Source organism: Methanobacterium sp. (assembly GCA_016222945.1).
Classification (GTDB): Archaea; Methanobacteriota; Methanobacteria; order Methanobacteriales; family Methanobacteriaceae; genus Methanobacterium_D.
On the sequence record JACRPY010000003.1, the window covers coordinates 158,599 to 173,828 of the forward strand.

The following is a 15,230-nucleotide window of genomic DNA, read 5'->3' on the forward strand; positions in this document are numbered from 1 at the left end:
AATAAAAAAGATAAATACTATCTTTAAAGGGGTGAAATGATGAAATTTCAAAGAGGAAGTTTATTTAAACCAGAAAAAGAGTATTATAAAATTGCTGGAATTTTATTGTTAATAGGCAGTGTGCAGTTTTTTCTATCAGTTACTCTAGCAGAAGCATTATTTCCAGGTTATAGTGTCAGAAACAACACCTTAAGCCATCTTGGAGGATCAATACCTGTTTTAGAGCCATCTGCAGCCATATTTAACTTCAGTGTTATTTTACTTGGAATTTTAAGTCTGGCAGCCGTTTATCTAATCCTTAAAAGTGGTGGTTGTCGTCTTTTCTCATCATGCCTTGCAATTTCTGCTGTAGGCGCCCTTGGAGTTGGATTATTCCCTGCATATACTGGAAACCCTCACTTATTTTTTGCCTCTTTAGCATTCCTCTTCGGAAGCTTAACAGCCATATTCAGTTACCGGTTGGGCCTTAACATTCCAATAGTTATAGTATCCATGGTAATAGGTTTAGTATCGCTTTTAAGTCTCCTCTCACTCTTCATTTTAGGTCCTGGAACCACTAACCCTCTTATATTATATTTGGGAATTGGAGGTACTGAACGGTTCATTGCCTATCCATCACTCTTTTATCTTGCCGCACTTGGAGGTTACCTTACAAGCAGAGGAGAAGATTGGGTTAGAATTAGGTTCACCGATGGATACTGGTGAAATATTTCAAAATAAAGGAGTGAATTATTAGAATAATTTCTAATTAAATGTGAAATCAAGTGAGATGATAAAATGACTAATACCATTAATAAAAACAATACAAAAACATTTAACAAGCTTAGATGGTCCCTAATAGGAGTTTATTTAATTGTTAACATTCTTTTGATCTTCACTTATAAAAACCCCAATCTGCTGGCAATAGATACTTTCCTGGTGACTGCCCTCCTGTTCATTCTTGCAGTTTTCCATGGAACAGCTCGCTATGGCAAAAAGAATATAATAGTATTCTTCCTTATTACCTGGGCTGTAAGCTTCTCTTTTGAAAACTTGAGCATAGCTACCGGTTTCCCCTTTGGGTTTTACCATTATTCACCCACTTTAGGATTGTTAACAGTTCCACTTATAATTATTTTTGCCTATTTTGCCATAGGATACTTATCCTGGATGTTATCACACGTACTAACTGGCCAATACACGAGGAAACTTGAGGGAAAAGAAATCTTTATAGTGCCATTTATAGCTGCATTTATCATGGTAATGTGGGATTTATCTGTTGATCCAATTTCTTCAACTTTACAGGGCCTATGGATATGGACATATCCTGGAGCTTATTTTGGCGTTCCTATTTCCAATTTTTTCGGCTGGTTTCTGGTGGTATATTTGTTCTTCCAAATATTCGCGTTGTATCTTTCCAAATATGACACTATAAAACCTAAAAAAGCATCTAAACTTTCTAATAAACCTTATTGGGCTGAATCCGCTGCTATATATGGTATCACGGCCCTGGGCACTATACTATCAATTTTTTACCAGTACAATGACATTACTGTGTCCATGGCTTTAATCACGGTTTTCACCATGATATTTGTGGCGATACTCGCCTTTACTAACATTATGAATAATCAAGACTTAAAGTAATAGGGATTAAGAAAAATCTTTAGAAAAAAGTTAAGTTTGGAATGTTATATATGATTATAAGCATTATTAAAGCTTAAATTTAAATAAGAGGTTTATTTTGACTAGAAATTTAATGAATATGTAATAAAAGAAAATAAAAAGAATTAAATAGAGGTTTAAGGAGTATCTGTGCGTTTGAATATAGATGAATCACCAGGAGGAGTTGTGCTATAATTTTGAAGGCCATCTACTTCTAATTGGTGAGCTGAGTCAGCATAGATGTCAGTAAAGTTTAATGGCATATCATAAATCGGATCTATGAAAACATTGCCATTCCAATGCTTTAAATCATTAGGCTGACTATTATGGCCATAAAAGCATTTCAGTGCATTATTTTCAGCAGTTATGCTTATGTTTCCATAGAAATCATTACTATAAACCCCTGTATAATTACCTAGGCCCAGCGGTTCGACAAATGGGGGTACAGGGTCTGGGTACGGTGCTGGTTTCGGGTTTATAAATGGATCAGTGACCTCATCACCTTTTAATAGTAAACCAAGTTTTTGAAGCAAAGCATTATTAAAATTCTGCCCAAGGGGTCCTGCATTAGTTAATGATACTATGCCTATACCTTTTGATGTGAAAACTGTAACTGATGTTTGTGAAGAAATAGTGTCACCAGAATGAGAGATTAATTGATCATTCACAATCCATCCAAAAGCATATTTCAGATTGTCATCATATTCTATTTGCCCAGTACGTGTTTCATCCAGCTCTTTCTTAGATACTATTTGAACTCCATTATACACCCCAGTATCTGCTATTTGAAATTTGAGCCAGTTAGCCATTTGGCTGATTGAACAGCCCAAAACTCCTGCAGGCCCCACCTCATCAATACTTGCAGTATGATATGGTACTAAGGATCCATTTGAAAGATACTTATAAGGTGTAGCATGATCTGGAGAATTAAAGAAATCGTTTACAGTGGTTGTTGATGTGGTCATGCCTAAAGGATTAAGGAGATCCTCTTTAATTAATTCACTCCAGGTTGTTTCGGTTGCTCTGGCAGCGTAATAACCGGCCAAAGCATAAATTATGTTATTATAATTATAAGTGGTGTTAAATGCGGTGTTATTTTTTACATAACGGAGATTATAAAGCATTCTATAATACGAATCATTGAAAATAATCCATTCCATATCCTGGCTGTATGCTGGTTGTCCGCTACGGTGGCACAGACTGTCCCGTATTGTAATTTTACCAGTTACATCTGGATCGTACATCTGGAATTCAGCATCATCCTTAAAATATTTAGATATGGGGTCATCCCAACTCATTAAACCTTTACTTACCAGCTGAGCTATATTTGTAGCGGTGAATGCTTTACTGCATGAACCTATCTCAAACAAAGTATTAGGGCCAACAGGAGCTCCAGAATCAAGGTTTTTCACACCAAGACAATTCATGTAAACTATCTTATCACCCTTTACAATTACTACTGCTGAGCCAGGTATTCCTGTTTCGGGGAAGATTGAGTTCACGTAGGCGTCAAAAAGACTAATTATATGATCCATTGGATCTGGAGTAGGTCCTGGACCTGGTGAAGGACTCACTGGAGATGAAGATTGACTATGACCCCCTGATGAGAAGGGAATGGAGGTTAATAAAGTATTTGAAGGAAAAATAGCATTATTGCCAGGATTATTGTTCCCAGTTTGATTAATACTGTTTAACTGATTATCATTTAAAGTAGTAGGTAAATTAGTAGAGGGATTGTAAAAAGCAAAGACACTAACGACAACAATCCCACAAATTAATAAAATTCCCCCCAATTTACTATTAATCATAGGAACCCCCAATTTTACTATTTCATCATAATGTTTATTACTAACTTAATTAACAAATAAAGTTTTCTTTATTAATTTTAGGCGAAAACTTATTATACACATAAAGTAGAATAATCTTGCCTTAAATCCTTAATTTGATGTGGGCCATTAACAGAATAACTTAAATAATACAAAATGATAGTAGATTACAAAAAATAATTATGTTTATCAATGAAAAATTAAATTCTAAAAAGCCATAAAATTGAAATTATTGAGATTTTAAATTATTTTAAACTAGCTGTGGTTTAATTATGAAAACCCCCAAATGGTACTACGAAGAAAAACAAATAGGTGTAGATTACCTAGATTCAAAAATTGCTGAGAAATATGATGACGAGCATCAAAAGTTCAGAGATTTCAATGCAGAAGCTCAGGATGTTGTTGATAAATTAGAAATCACAGAAGAAGATATTGTGCTTGATTTTGGTTGTGGAACTGGAGGAATTGCTTTAAATCTTGCAAAATATTGTAAAAAAGTTATTTGTGTTGACATATCCCAACAAATGCTTGATATTTTAAAAACTAAAGCAGAAGAACAGAATATTACTAATATTGAAACTCATTGTGCAGGATTTTTAACTTACAAACATGAAGGTGACAAAGTAGATAAAGTAATTTCAAAATTTGCTTTGCACCATCTTCCAGATTTCTGGAAATCTGTAGCACTCCTTCGAATTGCAGATATCTTAAAAACAGGAGGAAAATTTTATCTTTTTGATGTAATATTCACATTCAACCCTGAAGACTATAAAAACAGTTTTAATGAATTTATAGAAACCCTGAGAAATGATGGCGGCGATTCCATGGCAGATGAGACAATGATCCATATAAAAGATGAATTCAGCACCTATGATTGGATTATGGAAGGATTATTTGAAAAAACAGGGTTTTCCATTGATTTAAAAGAAATTGAAGCTGAAAATTGTATAAGTTATATTTGCTCCAAAGTGTAATTTCTCAAGCTTTTTACAAAAGGAATTAGAACTCTGGAAGGCCTTCTAAATTATCAGAAGCCTCGTTTTCGTTGTCTGTACGGATATATTTTTTTCCATCCACAGTAACTACATTGATTTCTGCGCCTTTTTTTAATTTATCGCCGTGTTTTAAAACTGTTATAAATGTTTTACCATTCTCTACTTCTGATATAACCTTAGTTCGAAGCCAGTTTTCGCGCATTGCAAATGAACTACCTGTAAATTTACCTACTTTAACCCATTCAATGTATTTCCCTATACTATTATATTTAACATCTGTAACTCCGTAATCAGCCATATTATCCTCCTTATTAAATTAAAATGTTGAATTAGAATTAAATACAAGTTCTAACTAAATTTAATTTCGTATCAGTTGCAAACTACTATTTAATATTGAAGATCAATGTATAAACAATCTGCGTTATTTCTGTAATAATAATCAAAATAAAAATAGAATTTGAACCAGTTATTTGGCTTTTAATTCTTTTTTTACTGGTAATAACCGTTTTAGCCCTTAATCACAGTATTAAAAATTTTGGTTTCACGCCCGCCTTTATAACGAAAATCACATTTATTTGAACCTTCAGCAAGTGTTTCCCTCCTATGCAAGCCTAAATTCCCTATATCACTCATTAAGATGTCCATGGCGCATAAGTAAGGTGTGAATTCATCTGCGTCATATTTATGGTATAATTTTTTTATGGCGCACTCGGTAAAATCTGTGCCGAAATCAAATTCTTCATTTCCATCTATGAATTCATAAACCCAGTCTCCAGAAAACTTTTTTTCTCTGGAAACTTCGGCTGCATATTTTATATACGGAATAATGTCAGGGTCAGTCATTGGAGGGATTAATTCTGGATGATCCTTAAATATTTTTTCTTGTGCCTTATAAGCTAACTCTCCAATCTCTTTTAATGGCTTATCATGCCTTTTTAACACTTTGTAAAATGCAAGATTCTGTGCACCAGAAACAAGGGTAAATGTTAACGAATTTTCATCCCCACCTATATATGGGATTTTTTCATAAATAGCCTCATATTCCTGCCTAATTTCTCCAATAATCTCTTCTTTGAATTTTTTACCGTATTTTTCTTCTATTAACACGCCGATACACTCACAAAATCCATGAAATTGTGTGAAAAATTCTGATTTTTTGGAATTATAATAATCATTTTGTTTATCTTCGCTCATTAAATACCCCTAAGTTAATATTAGTTTTTGGTTAAAAATATTATGTAACTTTATTTAGAATAGGTTAAACTCTGATTATAATTTTAAGGAGAAAAGATGCCATCTGATACAAAAATTGAAGAGCTAAAAAAAGCTTTTAAGGATAAAAAGTGCATTATAGAAGTGCATTCAAATGTAATGGAAATCAAATTTGAAAAAGAAGAAGATGCAGACTGGTTTGAAGATATTTTCCAATATTATCAAAGTGAATCTGCTGTATGCTGTTTGATGCCCATTAGACCAAAGGGAAAATCCTATTATAAATTTGTGTTCAATGTTAAAGACATAGATAAGTTCATAGAGCTTATAAAAAAAGGCAAATAATGTTTGAAAAAAATAAAGAATTATCTTGATTTATATTTACTGTCAAATCTTCTCCACGATTTAGCTATATATGGTTCACATTTATCCAGTTCGGTTAAAAGACATTTCCGGATAGTTTCACTTTCTATTTTATCTTCTTTATCTAATTTTTTATTGATATTAGCAAATACCTCATCAACTATATCTTTTTTCTCATCTAAACTGTATCCTGCATCAATAGCTGCTTTTTGGAGAGAATTTTTTATTTTATCCTGTTTAAATGGCTCTATTGTACCTTTTCTTTTTACTACCTTGGTCAAATAAATACCTCCATTTAATTATTTTAATATATCTCACCATGCTGCCCATATCATGGCAATAACTGTCACTACAAACCCTAAAGCCAAAATAGGCACTGTTACAAGATCCAATCTCCTAGCTAATGCTTCATCTCCCTTTTTATGATAATATATGGATATGGAAGACTCCACTAAACACATGGCCACTATGAAAAACCCAAGTGCAGCTACATAATGTCCTACAGTTATAACTCCAGTAGGAACCAAATTTGAAATGAAAATCATGTTAGTTATAAGCACGAACATGGAAGCCCCTTCCATGGAAAAACGTCCTTGGAATGACATAATAAAGAGAGATGATAAAGCAGCTAAAACTGCTACAAATATACCGATGAGTGATACAAACAAGACGGAGTTATCTTCCCTCGACAACAGTATTCCTGTTCTTAGCTGGGAGAATGTGCCACTGGAAACAGTAGGATCCCCCATGGTTGAATTGAAATTAAATGGCTTTTCAGTCATATTAAATCCAACAATCCCATATCCTGGAGTGTTAACGTTAGAACCCACAGAAGAACCTTCTTGATCCGGTACAAAAATCATTTTGTCCCTTTGATCTGCAGTATCCTGGATATTTATGGTTAAAAATTGATCATCTACTGGAAATCTGTTCATATCAAATTTTTTGGTGATGGTTGCAGTTACTTTGTATAAAGCATAAGTTTCATCGCCTACAACGCCATTCTTAATGAGTTTAACGTCTTTAGGATCAACAGTTCCATCAATCACCTGGAAACTGTCACCAGGATTTAAATCTCCTTTCCATTTAAACCATATGTAAAAATCAACTGTCCACAAGTTGTCCTTTATAGACAGGGATTTAACTCGATCCACATAGATACCTGAAGTCACCTTAATAGCTGTGGCTGGATCCTGATAATCCTCAACAGTTAATCCACTTTCCACTTTATCTGGATTGATCTGATTGGCAATATTCATTAAATCTTGTTCTGTGTTGTTATAAGTGACCCATATCAACGTACTGCTTACAATGGCTAAAACAAGTATCAATATTATAACCCACAAGCGAACCAAACCAAAACCTTTTATGGAATCTTTAAAATTAGAATAATTATCACTCTTTTTAATGGCGATACCCCCCACAAATGTCCCTATCAAGTCTAATTGCAAATTTGGATTTTGCGTTTATATATTTTTCTATTTTCTATATCCCCTTGTTTATAAAAATCATTTAAAAAAATATGTTTGCAGGCATAAATAAACACTTACCACGATGCAATAAGTCCCTTATGAACTAAAAATCTCTGTATCCACTGTCTTTTTTCTGATCCAACATAGTAATGAAATAAGCAGTAAGATCATAGCTAAAACGAAAAATTATGGCAGACCAAACCATAGAACATAAAAAGAAATCCTGCCAAAAAAACCCCCACAGTAAAACAAGCTACTGCTATTCCATATTATAGCAGCTCCTAAACCCTATGTAAATCGGAAGATATGTATCAATAGCACAACTGCAATATGTACCATAAAACTGAAAATAATTCTTTTTTCTTTTCAAATTTTTAATAATTCATCCCATATCATTTTAAAATCCAAAATATGTCTATTTTAATTATTTTTCAAAATAAAATATTTAAATCCATATTTAAGGCTTTCTTTTTGATGATGATAGTAAATCATAATATTTTCAGTAGCTAAATTAAACAATATAAAATCAATTTGTAGGATCAAATTTAAGGATAAATTAACAAAAAGAAGTGTTTTTTATGTGGAAAACATCTAAATGGATATTTATAATTACAACAGTACCACTTTTAGCTGTTGGAGTAGGAATGATCATTTGCGGGTTTCTAGCATCTCCCGATGCTCTAACTGATGATGGTTACCCCCTTAATACTTTTCTTTACATGATGGGCGGAGCATTCGTGAGTTTTCCTCTTATGGCAACTGTTGGAGTCTATTCATACTACAAAAGAATCAATGATAGGGAAACTAACCTTATGGAAAATGGTTTACAAGGTGAAGCAGAAATCCTTAGCCGTGAACAGACTGGTTTATATATCAATGAGCTTCCTCAGGTTAAATTCCACCTTAAAATAACGTCTCCATATGGAGAAACCTATGAAATGGAGTATAAAGACGTTGTAAGCATGCTTGATATGGGCTCTATTAATGTAGGTGCGAAATTACCTGTTTTTATTGATCCCAATAACAATAAAAACATTTTACTTGTTTACAGCTAAAAACTTTAAGTTTTATCTATAATAAATGGAATTACGTGAGGTGAAACAAATGATGATGGTTTCTATGATAACCCGTAGATTAAAAAAGGGAAAAACCTATGAAGACTTCCGTAAGGCCTGGTACCATACAATTGGTTTTGGAATGGACTCTGATACGCCGCCAAAACCTCCATTAGGGCACCTTTATACAGTTGTAAATGCCTTTGATCCTCAAGAGATAATAGTAATAGGTTTTGGACCCGAAATATCAGAAGAATCTCTTAAGGCCGTTTTAAATATAGATGTCAAGGACAGACTGGATAATCCATTGGATGATGTTATTGAACCTGAAATAGGTCGTTCATTCGGGGTTTTAGTTTCTGAAGACGATTTTTCTCCAGAGGGAGAATTGGAATATCAAAATCCGTCTGTAAGTGGAGTAAAAACTGATATTAAAGAGCTGAAAGGATTACTGAGTTTGGTAAAAACAGAGATTGAAGTGGCTTCTGCCAAAAGAGATCGTGCTAAAAAAAAGCATGTAGAAGATTATTCCATGTGATTTATGTAGATTTTATTCCAAAATTATTTGAAGGTTGAGAATATTAAAAGGAAAATCTTGTTAGTGTTAATTGTTTTAATAATCCTAGCAGTTTTTTTGGGAATAACAGCATTAAACATAAAACAGTCCACATCAGCATCAAAACTGGTACAGCCCTCTGATCTTGTATATATTGGTGCATTTAAATTGCCTGACACTCCTGGAGGCATGGGTTGGGAATGGGCAGGAAATGAAATGAGTGCTATGACCTATTACCCTACTGGTGATTCTAACGGGACTTCAGACGGGTTTCCAGGATCTATTTATGGGACCGGTAATGATCAGCTTAAATATATTTCCGAAATCAGCATTCCTGTCCCTGTAATTTCCCAGAATAAAAATCCAGGTGATCTAAATACAGCAGAAACATTACAAGATTTTAAAAATGTTTTGGGCACTAAGATTGAGGGAATGGAATTACCTAAAGTGGGTTTGGAATATCTTCCAAAACAGGGAAATCAAACATCAGACAAGTTATATTATTGTTTTGGGCAGCACATACAAGATCAAGAGCGAAATCCCAGTCATGGTTGTTTTGAATTGAATCTTTCAAACCCACAATTAGCTGGTGACTGGAAAATAGATAACCAACTTAACTATCTTACAACTTATTACATCTTCTCCATACCAAAGGAATGGGCAGATATCAACACCCCAGGCAAATACATTGTAACCGGCAGGTACAGAGATGGAGGTCAAGGTAGTCAGGGTCCCTGTATATTTGCCTACGGACCCTGGAATGAAGGAAATCCACCTCTTTCAGGAACTGAATTATCAAATATCCCTCTGCTCCAGTATTCTTCCATAACAGATCCAGAAAACCATGTAATGGACAATTATAAGCATTCAGATGAATGGAACGGAGGTGCCTGGCTAAATTCCCGTGATAAATCCGCTGTAATATTTGTAGGTACAAAGGGAATAGGAAATACGTGGTATGGTTTCTCTGATGGCACTGTATGGCCAACAAGTGGTGAAGGTCCATTTCCACCGGTACCTGTAATATCTCCCACTTTTTACGGAGAAGATTTAAGAGGTTGGTGGAGTGATAGTTTCCAGGCACAAATACTCTTCTATGACCCTGCAGATCTAGCTGAAGTTGCTAAGGGAACTATGCAACCATATGACCCCCAACCCTATGCAAAACTAAATATTGACCAATATCTATTCAACATAAAATCCTCCAAACAAAAAGATCGTGTGGGTGCAGTAGCTTTTGACCGTGGACGAGGTATTCTATACGTTTTAGAACCATTAGTTGATGGTGATAAACCCATTATTCACGTTTGGCAGATCAAAGATTCAAAAACAGACCCTGCAAATAAGAAATAGTAATAAAAAAATATTTTTTAAGAGTTAATCATTCTGATGCCGGGTTTATACCTTTAAAAGTGAAATACCATAATATTCCTAAGAATATACTTATAAAAAAGTTTCTAAATTTTATTTCTGTTTTAAAACATAAAACACGTATTTTAGCATTTACTTATTACTTGATTTTTTTGATAATTTGGAGCTTAAAGATAGGAATAAGTCAAAAATAGGCATTATTACTGTTCCTGCGATCTTTACCTTATATTTAAAGCCTCTTCCTCCCAGTTCTTTTGAAACATCACCTAACAATTCAGGAATATCCAATTTTTGAGGGCATGCCTTTACACATTTTCCGCAGCCATTACAAAGCCCTGCATGAGATTCAGCTCCACTCATAATTCCTCCAAGGCGCGTCAGGTAAGTGAAGGACTGTCCTTCATCAAACAAGTATTTGTGGTTATAAAGTTCAAAACAAGAAGGAATGTCCACCCCAAAAGGACAGGGCATACAATAACCACAGGTAGTGCAATCTATTTTCATACTGCTTCTATAAACATCTTTAACCTCTTCGTAAAGTTTTAGCTCGCCTTCAGTTAGAGAACCCTGCAGAGCTTCTTCTGCAACCTTAATATTTTCCTTAATTTGATCCAATTCACCCATTCCAGAAACAACACATGTAACTTCAGGGTGGTTTAAAACCCATCTTAAAGCCCAGTCAGCAGGGCTTCTTTTAATATCAGATTTATCCCATATTTGAATTGTTGCTTCCGGTACTTCCCCAGCAAGAAGCCCTCCTTTTAAAGGTTCCATAATGAAAACAGCGACTCCTTTAGATGCTGCATATTTAACTCCCTCTGTACCTGCCTGATTTTTTTCATCTAAATAATTGTACTGGATTAAACACATATCCCAATCATATGCATCTACAATTCCTTTAAAAGCATCTCCATTGTCATGGAAGGAGAAACCTATATTTTTTATTTTGCCTTTTGATCTAGCATCTTCTAAAAATTCCAAAACTCCTAGTTTTTTAAGCCTTTCAAAACTTCCTTTACCCAGAGCATGAATGAGATAATATTCAATGCAATCTGTCTGAAGCTTTTCAAGCTGAGTATTTAGATATTTTTCCATATCTTCGTATTTTTTAACTGACCATGATGGCATTTTAGTGCAGAGCTTTACTTTCTCTCTGTATCCATCTTTTAGTATTTCTCCTAAAAATGATTCGCTTGATCCGCCATGATAAGGAAACGCCGTGTCAATAAAGTTCACTCCATTATCTATTGCGTAATAAATCTGTTCCTTGGCACTTTCTTTGTCAATTCTGCCGTTTTTTGTCGGCATTCTCATTGCGCCGAATCCAAGTGCAGATATTTCATCGTTATTTTTTTTAATTCTCCTTATTTGCATTTTATCAGCCTATTTATCTCCTTTATTTATTTTATTTGCTTTTCTTCCCATTATCATTCCATTAATTGCCAAGTAAAATTTGAATAATGGAGGCACGACTTTTGTTAAAATGCCTTCCATATCTCCTGATACATCTTCTAAAAGATCCATGATAGGTAAATCCTGAGGACAGTGCTTTTCACATTTTCCGCATTTTATGCATTTGGATGCGTAAGCACCTTCATGGAAAACTCCAAGACCCAGTGCATATTGCAATTGGTTCTGTCTTTTATTTCCAAAAATGTGTGTGCTATCATAGAATTCAAAACATCTGGCTATATCTACTCCTGCAGGGCAGGGCATACAATACTGACATCCAGTACATCCTATTTTCATCAAATCCCTGTATTTATCTCTAACTTTTTCTACTAACTCCAATTCTTCTGATTTTAAGGAATTAGGTAATGATTCCTCTGCAATTCGAAGATTCTCTTCTATATGTTCTTCTTCATTCATCCCTGAAAGTACACATGTAACTTCTGGATGATTTAATATCCATCTTAAGGCCCATTCTGCAGGTGTTCTTTTAATTTCCGCCTGATTCCATATATCTTCCACTTCAGAGGGTATATTTTTTGTCAAATTGCCCCCTCTAAATGGTTCCATAATTATTATTCCCAATCCTTTCTCTGCTGCATATTCTAAACCTTCAGTCCCTGCTTGATTCTCTTCATCCAGATAATTATACTGAATCATGCAAAAATCCCAATCGTAAGCATCCACAATTTCCTTAAAAAGTTCTTTATCGCCATGAAATGAAAATCCTGCATTAATTATTTTCCCCGATGTTTTTAATTTATCCAGAAATTCCAGTGCCTCCAACTTCAGCATTTTTTCCCAGCTGGGATGATTAAGGCCATGTAACATGTAGTAATCAAAATAGTGAGTATTAAAATTTTCCAGCTGGACTTTAAAAATATTTTCCATGTCTTCTGCCTTATTTACATTCCACGGTGGAAGTTTCGTTGCAATTTTAACCTTTTCTCGGTATCCCTCGCCAAGAGCCCTACCCACCAATGGTTCATTCATGTAAGCTATGGCAGTATCGATGTAGTTAACACCATGATCTATAGCATATCTAATCTGTTCTGTAGCCCGCTTTTCATCTGCTCTACCATTCTTTGTTGGTAATCTCATTGCACCAAACCCAAGTGCTGATATTTCATCCCCTGTTTTTTTTATGATTCTTTTTTGCAATTAAACACCTCATTCTTCTTGATTGACTTGTCAGTCGAATAATTTTATAAAAATAAATTTTATCTAATCTTATCGGGAGATTCCATCCCAAAACAGATCAAATGCCATATCTTTAATCTCAGAGTTCCTTTTATCAGGATACTTTTCAAAATAACTAACTGAAGTCACCACATTACCCCATAAGTAATCCATAATCAATTCATATGGCACATCTTTGATTTTTTGTTTTTCTAAACCCACAATATAAGCCTCTATTAACCTTTCATATCGGGTTTCAATCTCTTTTTTAGTTAAAGAAGTGATATAAGGGGAACAATGGAAGCTAAGTATAAACTGAAACATTTCAGAATTATTAAATCCAAAATCAACCATTGCCGTCCACAGAGATTTTATATTTTCCTTAAATGATTTTTCAATGTTGTAATGGTCATCGATTTCATTGAGCATGGATTTTTTGGAATATAAATACAAACGATTGATTAATTCTTCTTTGCTTTTAAAATAATGGAATAATGTTCCTGTGGCTACTCCTGCAGTTTTTGCAATTTCTGCAGTGGAAGTTCCATGAAATCCATTTTCAACAAAAAGTTTCAATGCTGCACCAAGTATCTTTTTTTCTTTTTCCTTCAAAGATTAACCCCATAATTTTTAATTCAGTGATAAGAATATATATTTATAGACTGATTAGTCAATTTAATATTTAAAGTTTACGATTATAATTCTAAATCATTTCATTTTAATTACATCATATCTTCAATACTTTGGTTTTCAGGGTCAAAATTAATGAATTTACGCACTGAAGGCATGAAAAACAGGCTGATAAAAACCAGCACCCCCAATAGGAAACATACCATAAAGATTGCCCGTATAGGGAAAAATTGGGCTAAAACCCCTCCAATTATCATTGCAAGAGGTATAAGTGCAATTATTAACGTATTCACCAGTGCCATCACTTTACCCATCATATTGTCCGGTACTATAGACTGGATTGATGATATAACAAAAACATTGACTACAGATCCTGAAATACCTGCAATAAACAACATAATTACCATTAAATAAAATTCTGTGATTAATGCAAATGCTACAAGACATAAGTTAGATATTGTGACCGATACAAACATCACCACTGCTTTTTTAGGAGAGGGCACATTTATAATTGATAGGAAAATCATACCCAGAAATATTCCTACAGTAAAACTAGCAATTGTAACACCATATTTAGCCGCTCCAAGTCCTGGAGTGAACTGGAAGAGAGGAATAAGCAGCACTATTGCAATGTGAGCAAGGAAACTGGAAATTGAGAAGATGAGCAAAATATAGAAAAGCCCCTTCAAATTGTAGATAAATGAAAATGACTCCCTGATATCACTTTTAAAATCATCCAATGTAATTTTAGATTCTCTACTTTTAGGGATTTGAGCAAAGCTTATGGAAGCTCCAGATACAATAAAAGATATTCCATTAACTAAAAACATCAATGGAGCACCAATAAGCGCAAAAAGGATCCCTCCAATGGAATTTCCTAGAATATCGGCTCCAGTGTATGCCATGCCAAAAAGTGAATTTGCATTAGTTAATTTATCTTTAGGAACCATTTGAGGTATCACTGAAGTTGCAGCAGGGCTGAAAAAGGCACCGCAAATTCCTAGAATGATCCCTGCTAGAAAAACCATCCATATCTCTAATAAGCCCATAAATGCAACTGCAGCCACTAAAATAATGGTAATTCCTCTGATCGCGTCCATTACTATCATTAATTTTTTCCTGTTGTATCGATCTACCACCACCCCTGCAAATGGCGATAATAAAACTGCAGGAAGAAGAGATGTTGCCATTAAGGTTCCCATAAGAGCCGGAGAACCTGTTAAAGCCAAAACCCAGAATCCAAGCGCTATTTCATAAATCATATCTCCCATTACAGAGACGAACTGTCCTTGTAGAAGTAAAAATAAGCTTAATGATAAAAAACCTTTCTTCTCAGGCAATGAATCTTTTCGTTCTTTTTTATTAGCTGGTTTTATTGTTTTTTCACTTTCCATACTTTTCACCAATTAATACTACGCATATCAAACTATTTGTATCTCAAACTATTTGGGAACTATAATATATACTTATCGGAATATTTA

At 34.2% G+C, this 15,230-nt stretch carries 16 protein-coding genes; 7 read left to right on the forward strand and 9 right to left on the reverse strand.

The window, feature by feature from the left end:
- Nucleotides 1-39 precede the first annotated feature (39 nt).
- Entirely contained in the window at nucleotides 40-705 is a 666-nt protein-coding gene (locus HZC47_05415; protein MBI5680309.1) for a DUF998 domain-containing protein, read from the forward strand.
- Between the two features lie 72 nt (nucleotides 706-777).
- Nucleotides 778-1,623, forward strand: a complete 846-nt coding sequence (locus tag HZC47_05420; GenBank protein ID MBI5680310.1) for a carotenoid biosynthesis protein — start codon at nucleotides 778-780, stop codon at nucleotides 1,621-1,623.
- A 155-nt stretch (nucleotides 1,624-1,778) separates the two neighbouring features.
- Here HZC47_05420 and HZC47_05425 read toward each other — a convergent pair whose 3' ends face one another.
- Nucleotides 1,779-3,449: a serine hydrolase gene (locus HZC47_05425; GenBank protein ID MBI5680311.1), complete on the reverse strand. Its 1,671-nt coding sequence runs from the start codon at nucleotides 3,447-3,449 to the stop codon at nucleotides 1,779-1,781.
- A gap of 290 nt (nucleotides 3,450-3,739) precedes the next feature.
- Here HZC47_05425 and HZC47_05430 point away from each other — a divergent pair, with 290 nt between their 5' ends.
- On the forward strand, nucleotides 3,740-4,441 hold the full coding sequence (locus tag HZC47_05430) for a methyltransferase domain-containing protein (GenBank protein MBI5680312.1): 702 nt from the start codon (nucleotides 3,740-3,742) through the stop codon (nucleotides 4,439-4,441).
- 25 nt (nucleotides 4,442-4,466) lie between these two features.
- Here HZC47_05430 and HZC47_05435 read toward each other — a convergent pair whose 3' ends face one another.
- Together HZC47_05435 and HZC47_05440 are read right to left on the reverse strand one after the other, a co-directional pair.
- Nucleotides 4,467-4,760 carry a DUF3892 domain-containing protein gene (locus HZC47_05435; protein MBI5680313.1) on the reverse strand — a complete coding sequence of 98 codons (294 nt, stop codon included), beginning with the start codon at nucleotides 4,758-4,760 and terminating at the stop codon, nucleotides 4,467-4,469.
- A 209-nt stretch (nucleotides 4,761-4,969) separates the two neighbouring features.
- Nucleotides 4,970-5,656 (reverse strand): L-2-amino-thiazoline-4-carboxylic acid hydrolase, encoded by a 687-nt coding sequence (locus HZC47_05440; protein MBI5680314.1) that lies wholly within the window; start codon nucleotides 5,654-5,656, stop codon nucleotides 4,970-4,972.
- A 96-nt stretch (nucleotides 5,657-5,752) separates the two neighbouring features.
- On the opposite strand from HZC47_05440, the gene HZC47_05445 reads away from it, so the two are divergent.
- Nucleotides 5,753-6,019 (forward strand): hypothetical protein, encoded by a 267-nt coding sequence (locus tag HZC47_05445; protein ID MBI5680315.1) that lies wholly within the window; start codon nucleotides 5,753-5,755, stop codon nucleotides 6,017-6,019.
- 20 nt (nucleotides 6,020-6,039) lie between these two features.
- Here HZC47_05445 and HZC47_05450 read toward each other — a convergent pair whose 3' ends face one another.
- Together HZC47_05450 and HZC47_05455 are read right to left on the reverse strand one after the other, a co-directional pair.
- Nucleotides 6,040-6,318, reverse strand: coding sequence for a transcriptional regulator (locus tag HZC47_05450; GenBank protein ID MBI5680316.1), 279 nt, complete (start codon nucleotides 6,316-6,318; stop codon nucleotides 6,040-6,042).
- Between the two features lie 33 nt (nucleotides 6,319-6,351).
- Nucleotides 6,352-7,488, reverse strand: coding sequence for a hypothetical protein (locus tag HZC47_05455; protein MBI5680317.1), 1,137 nt, complete (start codon nucleotides 7,486-7,488; stop codon nucleotides 6,352-6,354).
- A gap of 599 nt (nucleotides 7,489-8,087) precedes the next feature.
- On the opposite strand from HZC47_05455, the gene HZC47_05460 reads away from it, so the two are divergent.
- From HZC47_05460 to HZC47_05470, 3 genes are all read left to right on the forward strand, one after another.
- Nucleotides 8,088-8,564, forward strand: coding sequence for a hypothetical protein (locus HZC47_05460; protein ID MBI5680318.1), 477 nt, complete (start codon nucleotides 8,088-8,090; stop codon nucleotides 8,562-8,564).
- A 49-nt stretch (nucleotides 8,565-8,613) separates the two neighbouring features.
- Complete coding sequence (locus tag HZC47_05465) at nucleotides 8,614-9,102, forward strand: ROK family protein (protein ID MBI5680319.1); 489 nt, start codon at nucleotides 8,614-8,616, stop codon at nucleotides 9,100-9,102.
- A gap of 96 nt (nucleotides 9,103-9,198) precedes the next feature.
- Nucleotides 9,199-10,473: a hypothetical protein gene (locus HZC47_05470; protein ID MBI5680320.1), complete on the forward strand. Its 1,275-nt coding sequence runs from the start codon at nucleotides 9,199-9,201 to the stop codon at nucleotides 10,471-10,473.
- A gap of 150 nt (nucleotides 10,474-10,623) precedes the next feature.
- Here the strand turns inward: HZC47_05470 and HZC47_05475 are convergent, their stop codons facing one another.
- The 4 genes from HZC47_05475 to HZC47_05490 form a co-directional block, all read right to left on the reverse strand.
- Nucleotides 10,624-11,865: an aldo/keto reductase gene (locus HZC47_05475; protein MBI5680321.1), complete on the reverse strand. Its 1,242-nt coding sequence runs from the start codon at nucleotides 11,863-11,865 to the stop codon at nucleotides 10,624-10,626.
- A 9-nt stretch (nucleotides 11,866-11,874) separates the two neighbouring features.
- The gene (locus tag HZC47_05480; protein MBI5680322.1) at nucleotides 11,875-13,101 is read right to left on the reverse strand and encodes an aldo/keto reductase; all 1,227 of its coding nucleotides are present in this window, start codon (nucleotides 13,099-13,101) and stop codon (nucleotides 11,875-11,877) included.
- Nucleotides 13,102-13,170: 69 nt separating this feature from the next.
- On the reverse strand, nucleotides 13,171-13,731 hold the full coding sequence (locus HZC47_05485) for a TetR/AcrR family transcriptional regulator (GenBank protein MBI5680323.1): 561 nt from the start codon (nucleotides 13,729-13,731) through the stop codon (nucleotides 13,171-13,173).
- A gap of 110 nt (nucleotides 13,732-13,841) precedes the next feature.
- The gene (locus HZC47_05490) at nucleotides 13,842-15,143 is read right to left on the reverse strand and encodes an MFS transporter (protein ID MBI5680324.1); all 1,302 of its coding nucleotides are present in this window, start codon (nucleotides 15,141-15,143) and stop codon (nucleotides 13,842-13,844) included.
- Nucleotides 15,144-15,230 lie beyond the last annotated feature (87 nt).

Coding starts and splice junctions, on each gene's coding strand:
- HZC47_05465 (MBI5680319.1), top strand. CDS start 8,614: ATGATGATGGTTTCTATGATAACCCGTAGATTAAAAAAGGGAAAAACC.
- HZC47_05420 (MBI5680310.1), top strand. CDS start 778: ATGACTAATACCATTAATAAAAACAATACAAAAACATTTAACAAGCTT.
- HZC47_05475 (MBI5680321.1), bottom strand. CDS start 11,865: ATGCAAATAAGGAGAATTAAAAAAAATAACGATGAAATATCTGCACTT.
- HZC47_05435 (MBI5680313.1), bottom strand. CDS start 4,760: ATGGCTGATTACGGAGTTACAGATGTTAAATATAATAGTATAGGGAAA.
- HZC47_05490 (MBI5680324.1), bottom strand. CDS start 15,143: ATGGAAAGTGAAAAAACAATAAAACCAGCTAATAAAAAAGAACGAAAA.
- HZC47_05445 (MBI5680315.1), top strand. CDS start 5,753: ATGCCATCTGATACAAAAATTGAAGAGCTAAAAAAAGCTTTTAAGGAT.
- HZC47_05460 (MBI5680318.1), top strand. CDS start 8,088: ATGTGGAAAACATCTAAATGGATATTTATAATTACAACAGTACCACTT.
- HZC47_05415 (MBI5680309.1), top strand. CDS start 40: ATGAAATTTCAAAGAGGAAGTTTATTTAAACCAGAAAAAGAGTATTAT.
- HZC47_05425 (MBI5680311.1), bottom strand. CDS start 3,449: ATGATTAATAGTAAATTGGGGGGAATTTTATTAATTTGTGGGATTGTT.
- HZC47_05440 (MBI5680314.1), bottom strand. CDS start 5,656: ATGAGCGAAGATAAACAAAATGATTATTATAATTCCAAAAAATCAGAA.
- HZC47_05430 (MBI5680312.1), top strand. CDS start 3,740: ATGAAAACCCCCAAATGGTACTACGAAGAAAAACAAATAGGTGTAGAT.